The sequence below is a fragment of the Bartonella sp. AP58NXGY genome (genome assembly GCF_042195785.1).
Taxonomy (GTDB): domain Bacteria; phylum Pseudomonadota; class Alphaproteobacteria; order Rhizobiales; family Rhizobiaceae; genus Bartonella.
This window is the reverse complement of record NZ_JBHIOY010000024.1, coordinates 2,501-8,410: the sequence shown is the minus strand read 5'-3', so window position 1 is coordinate 8,410 and position 5,910 is coordinate 2,501. Positions and strand designations below refer to the sequence as shown.

The following is a 5,910-nucleotide window of genomic DNA, read 5'->3' as shown; positions in this document are numbered from 1 at the left end:
CTCTTAGAGCAATAAGCTCTTTCCATAAAAGATTTTGCATAAGCTAACACACGACCTTTAAAGTAATTTTCACAAAAGTATATTTAAGGTAGGGTAAGACATCATCCGATTTATACCTCGTTGTACTGAGGCTAGAGATACTAGCTTTGGAACGGTGTGGAATAAGAAGCACATGAGATACAAGAAGGCCCTTATTTTTTCTAGTAGACATATAATTTTGTGCTCTGAAGATTATCCAATCTTCTCTTTAAGACTTCAGAGCCCCCCATCCCCTCGGTATAGCCTTCTCTATAGCTTATAAAATCCGATATTCCTATAACGGGATAAAATTTAGTGATCACGTACTCTATGGCTTTCCCCTTACCACTGCCAGCTTCCGTTCAAACATCAGGACCAATGGCTGCAAAAGCAAAAAGCTGCTCCTTCTTTTTCTCACGGCAGACTTTCTCTCTCATTACGCTGGTTTCTAAAAAAGATCGCAAAAATCATCAATTCTTTAAAGAACATGTCACCCTAGAAACGGTAAATGGGGCTAGAGCAGATGTCTAAGAGATGATGTGAGATGTCCCGATAGTACATTGCGCCAAGGATAAGGATATGTAACTTTTGGAGTTTTTTCTCTTAAGGTTGCTTTATGTATGTTAGGATAGTGTAAAAAGCTGTTATTTCTCTATCTGAGCCGTAAAGCACTGCCCCCACAGATATAGGCATAGGCTCAGTACCCCAAAAGCTTTCCCCAAAAGCTTTCTAAGTAAAAATCCGCCTGAGTAGTTAGGGATATAGATAGTTTAGGTGGTCAAGGAATTATGTGCAGTTTTTTGTTACAAAAAGTTAGCAGATTGTTTTAAGGATGAAGATATACAGGCACACATAGGACAAAGGGCGGGATATCGTAAAAGAGAGAGAAGCTGAGCTTAGATTTAGTTTTTGAGGAGTGTTTCTTTGTGTGAATTACATACACCTCTACGCTCTTTTTTCTAGTTGTTTCAGAGGGCATAATGTTTAGCGGAGTATCCCCTATTTCTGCATTGCGTTTTTTACGCAGGGCAGAGTTGCGAGTCCTCCTATATCTCCTCAGCATAATTCTACGGGTATTTACGCACTCGTACGTTTTCTCCTTTTTCCATAGCGTTTTCGATTATATCTCTGTTACGTGAGAAGAGTTTCGAGTGATTAGCATTTCACTCCATGCGTTTACACGCTACGACATGTTTCCTCCTGCTTTTATTTTCAGAGCTTGATGCTATTTTTGTTTTCCAGTATTAAGAAGAGCTTTTAGATTTATCGTTTCAGAGAGAAGAAAGCATTCTCTGCCTATCTCTGCTTCATTAGTAGCATACCCCTTATGAGTCCTATTGCGTTCTTTTAGGGATGAGAAGAATCCGATCCAGCCCCAAAGCCGCTCATAGGTCTTTTTTTGGCAGGATTTGTTTTCACGGTGTGCTGAGCACATTTTTGATTATGCAAAACAGTCTCCTTTTCATGGATATTTCCACCAATTATGCCCATCGAGAATGATTTTTTTCACTATTTCTGGGTTCAGCAGGTTTTTTTTCTGAAGGTTTGAGGAGGTTTTCATGGCTTAATGAATTATCATGTTTATCTATGATATTTCAATGATGTCTGTAGAGTGATTAGCATGTAAAGAGAGGCGAGTATGGATTGATTAAAATTTTAAAAGCTTTTTTAATTAGGCTTATTGAGCATATCATCTCTTTCGTTTGACATATCTCTGTTTAGATTGAGAAGAGCCAAGTTACTATTACGGAATGCTAGGGAATATTATAGGGTTAACTATTAAGAAGTGGTTGCGGGGGCAGGATTTGAACCTGCGGCCTTCAGGTTATGAGCCTGACGAGCTACCGGGCTGCTCCACCCCGCGTCAATAAGGATATAATAAGTTGTTTTTTTTGTCGACGCCTTATTATATTTTATTCTATTTTTTAGTTATATTTTTTTTAAATTATTGAGAAGTTTGATCTATGCGCTTAGCAGACCTGGCGGCGACTTACTCTCCCGTGCCTTAAGGCAAAGTACCATCAGCGCTGGAGCGTTTCACGGCCGAGTTCGGGATGGGATCGGGTGCGTTCACTCCGCCATAACCACCAAGTCAGCAAAGAGCATAGACATATCGAGAAGCTGTTTATTTTTCTGCTAATTTAAGAAAGAATATGGGAAATGAGAACGATCAAGTCGATCGAACGATTAGTATCAGTAAGCTTCATGTGTTACCACACTTCCACACCTGACCTATCAACGTGGTGGTCTACCACGGTTCTCAGGGAATACTAGTTTTCAGGTGAGTTTCCCGCTTAGATGCCTTCAGCGGTTATCTCGTCCGTATATAGCTACCCTGCTATGCGGCTGGCGCCACAACAGGTCCACCAGAGATACGTCCATCCCGGTCCTCTCGTACTAGGGACAGGTCCTGTCAATATTCCAACACCCACGGCAGATAGGGACCGAACTGTCTCACGACGTTCTGAACCCAACTCACGTACCGCTTTAAATGGCGAACAGCCATACCCTTGGGACCTGCTCCAGCCCCAGGATGCGATGAGTCGACATCGAGGTGCCAAACAACCCCGTCGATATGGACTCTTGGGGGTCATCAGCCTGTTATCCCCGGCGTACCTTTTATCCGTTGAGCGATGGCCCTTCCACACGGGACCACCGGATCACTATGACCGTCTTTCGACTCTGCTCGACTTGTCAGTCTCACAGTCAGGCAGGCTTATGCCATTGCACTCAACAAACGATTTCCGACCGTTTTGAGCCTACCATCGCGCGCCTCCGTTACTCTTTAGGAGGCGACCGCCCCAGTCAAACTACCCACCATACACGGTCCCGAATCCGGATAACGGACTGCGGTTAGACATCCATATCGGTAAGGGTGGTATTTCAAGGATGACTCCACAAAGGCTAGCGCCCCTGCTTCAAAGTCTACCACCTATCCTACACATACAGACACAAATGCCAGTGTAAAGCTATAGTAAAGGTGCACGGGGTCTTTCCGTCTAACCGCAGGAACCCCGCATCTTCACGGGGAATTCAATTTCACTGAGTCTACGTTGGAGACAGCGGGGAAGTCGTTACGCCATTCGTGCAGGTCGGAACTTACCCGACAAGGAATTTCGCTACCTTAGGACCGTTATAGTTACGGCCGCCGTTTACTGGGGCTTCAATTCAATGCTTGCACATCTCCTCTTAACCTTCCAGCACCGGGCAGGCGTCAGACCCTATACGTCGTCTTGCGACTTCGCAGAGCCCTGTGTTTTTGGTAAACAGTCGCTACCCCCTGGTTTGTGCCACCCTCTAACGGTTGCCCGCTAAAGGGTCACGCTTCTTCCGAAGTTACGCGTGCAATTTGCCGAGTTCCTTCAACGTAGTTCTCTCAAGCGCCTTAGTATTCTCTACCAGTCCACCTGTGTCGGTTTGGGGTACGGTCTATATGTGGGAGCTATTTCCTGGAACTGCTTCACTGCAAGATCAATCCAATAAGATCTTACAATATACGCAATCCGTCACTACCCACAGGTCCACGAATATTAACGTGGTTCCCATCGACTACGCCTTTCGGCCTCGCCTTAGGGGCCGACTCACCCTGCTCAGATTAACTTTAAGCAGGAACCCTTGGACTTTCGGCGAGGGAGTCTCTCACTCCCTTTATCGTTACTCATGTCAGCATTCTCACTTCCGATACCTCCAGGAGCTCTCACGAGTCTCCCTTCACAGGCTTACGGAACGCTCCGCTACCACTTACTCCATAAGGAATAAATCCACAGCTTCGGTGTATGGCTTTAGCCCCGTTACATTTTCGGCGCAGGGACCCTTATTTAGACCAGTGAGCTGTTACGCTTTCTTTAAATGGTGGCTGCTTCTAAGCCAACATCCTGGTTGTTTTGGGATCCTCACATCCTTTCCCACTTAGCCATAACTTGGGGACCTTAGATGGTGGTCAGGGTTGTTTCCCTCTCCACGACGGACGTTAGCACCCGCCGTGTGTCTGCTAGTTAGTTCTTCCAGGTATTCGGAGTTTGGTTAGGTTTGGTAATCCGGTGAGGACCCCTAGCCCATCCAGTGCTCTACCCCCTGGAGAATTCGACTAACGCTCTACCTAAATAGATTTCGCGGAGAACCAGCTATTTCCGAGTTTGATTGGCCTTTCACCCCTAGCCACAAGTCATCCCAATCTATTGCAACAGATACGGGTTCGGCCCTTCAGTAAGTGTTACCTTACCTTCAGCCTGCTCATGGCTAGATCACTCGGTTTCGGGTCTAATCCAACGAACTGAACGCCCTATTCAGACTCGCTTTCGCTACGCCTACACCTACCGGCTTAAGCTTGCTCGTTAGACTAAGTCGCTGACCCATTATACAAAAGGTACGCCGTCACCCAGAACGAATCTTGGGCTCCGACTGTTTGTAGGCATTCGGTTTCAGGTACTATTTCACTCCCCTTGTCGGGGTACTTTTCACCTTTCCCTCACGGTACTGGTGCGCTATCGGTCATGCACGAGTACTTAGGCTTGGATCGTGGTCGACCCATGTTCAGACAGGATTTCACGTGTCCCGCCCTACTCTAGGACTTAAATCAGATTTACGTATACGGGACTATCACCCTCTTTGGTACGACTTTCCAGTCGTTTCTACTTTTCTTAATTCAAGCCACTGGCCTGGTCCGCGTTCGCTCGCCACTACTAACGGAGTCTCGTTTGATGTCCTTTCCTACAGGTACTTAGATGTTTCAGTTCCCTGCGTTTGCTTCTTACACCCTATTTTATTCAGGTGTAGATACCTTTATCTGACGACTAGAAAATTAAACTGTTTAAAAAACAGCTTAATTTTTCTAGCCATCAAAGGTGGGTTGCCCCATTCGGAAATCTACGGATCAAAGGGTATTCGCACCTCCCCGTAGCTTATCGCAGCGTATCACGTCCTTCATCGCCTGTGCATGCCAAGGCATCCACCAAATGCCCTTAAGACACTTGATCGTTCTCATTGCCAATATTCATTCACGGTTTGTCTGCCCCTCTTTATCTTGTGCAAAATAAAGCGCAAAACAAACCAAATATCAGCAGAAAAGACCAGCTTCTCGAGATATATTCAATGGCGCGGTTAAGCTTCCAATCATATGCAAGGGCTTTGAGCATTCCCTTGCGACACAATGTTCCTCTTTTAAAGAAAAGTTTTGTTCTTCTTTGAGATTAAAGGTCTCTTGTTTAGATTAAGATTTCTTCTTTAAATCGAAGGGTCTTTTTCAAGACCTTTTTTAAAAAATCCACTTAACCTCTTTTGACAACAAGCACTTTTCCTAAGAAATCATTTTTCTTAAGTAAAAAACTGTCTTCCAAAAGCAGCCTTTTAAAAGGAACATGTCTGAATATATCTTCTCTTCACAATTTCAATAGAACAAGCAAAAGGCTAAAAACCTCTTACTAAACCGTGTTCTTACAACATGATGATGACCGATTAAAGTGGTGGAGCCGGACGGGATCGAACCGACGACCCCCTGCTTGCAAAGCAGGTGCTCTCCCAGCTGAGCTACGGCCCCTAAAACAATATAACATCTTCGAAACGCTTAAAATTCAAGATCACTTAAAATTGCTATTTTCTCAAAATTGCTACGCTTTATTGCCTTTTCTCGAAACATTTTTTTACCTTATATCTCAAGATCACTTAAATTTACCTTAAGACCACTGCAATTTCGGATATTAAAACCAAAGAAAGCTCTTTTTTGTACCAGTAAAGTTTTTATGCACCGGTAAGATTCCTATAAACTGATAAGGTTCTTATAAATTAATAAAGAAAGCTTCCTCTGAGCACGTTTCACAAGCGCTTATAGATTGATAGAGTAATTGGTGGGCCTGGGAGGACTTGAACCTCCGACCTCACGCTTATCAAGCGCGC

Annotated in this window: 1 protein-coding gene, 3 tRNA genes and 2 rRNA genes (1 of these 6 running past the window's edge); 1 reads left to right on the top strand and 5 read right to left on the bottom strand. The window is 44.5% G+C overall.

Features of this window, described 5'->3' with window-relative positions; genetic code table 11:
* Positions 1 to 333 precede the first annotated feature (333 nt).
* Positions 334 to 549: a hypothetical protein gene (locus ACFINC_RS08835; protein ID WP_375616965.1), complete on the top strand. Its 216-nt coding sequence runs from the start codon at positions 334 to 336 to the stop codon at positions 547 to 549.
* Between the two features lie 1,256 nt (positions 550 to 1,805).
* On the opposite strand, the gene ACFINC_RS08830 is transcribed toward ACFINC_RS08835, so the two are convergent.
* From ACFINC_RS08830 to ACFINC_RS08810, 5 genes are all read right to left on the bottom strand, one after another.
* Positions 1,806 to 1,882, bottom strand: a tRNA-Met gene (locus ACFINC_RS08830).
* Positions 1,883 to 1,995: 113 nt separating this feature from the next.
* A 5S ribosomal RNA gene (gene rrf, locus ACFINC_RS08825) occupies positions 1,996 to 2,110 on the bottom strand.
* A 74-nt stretch (positions 2,111 to 2,184) separates the two neighbouring features.
* A 23S ribosomal RNA gene (locus ACFINC_RS08820) occupies positions 2,185 to 4,994 on the bottom strand.
* 484 nt (positions 4,995 to 5,478) lie between these two features.
* A tRNA-Ala gene (locus ACFINC_RS08815) sits at positions 5,479 to 5,554 on the bottom strand.
* Positions 5,555 to 5,859: 305 nt separating this feature from the next.
* Positions 5,860 to 5,910, bottom strand: a tRNA-Ile gene (locus ACFINC_RS08810); it runs 26 nt beyond the window's last position.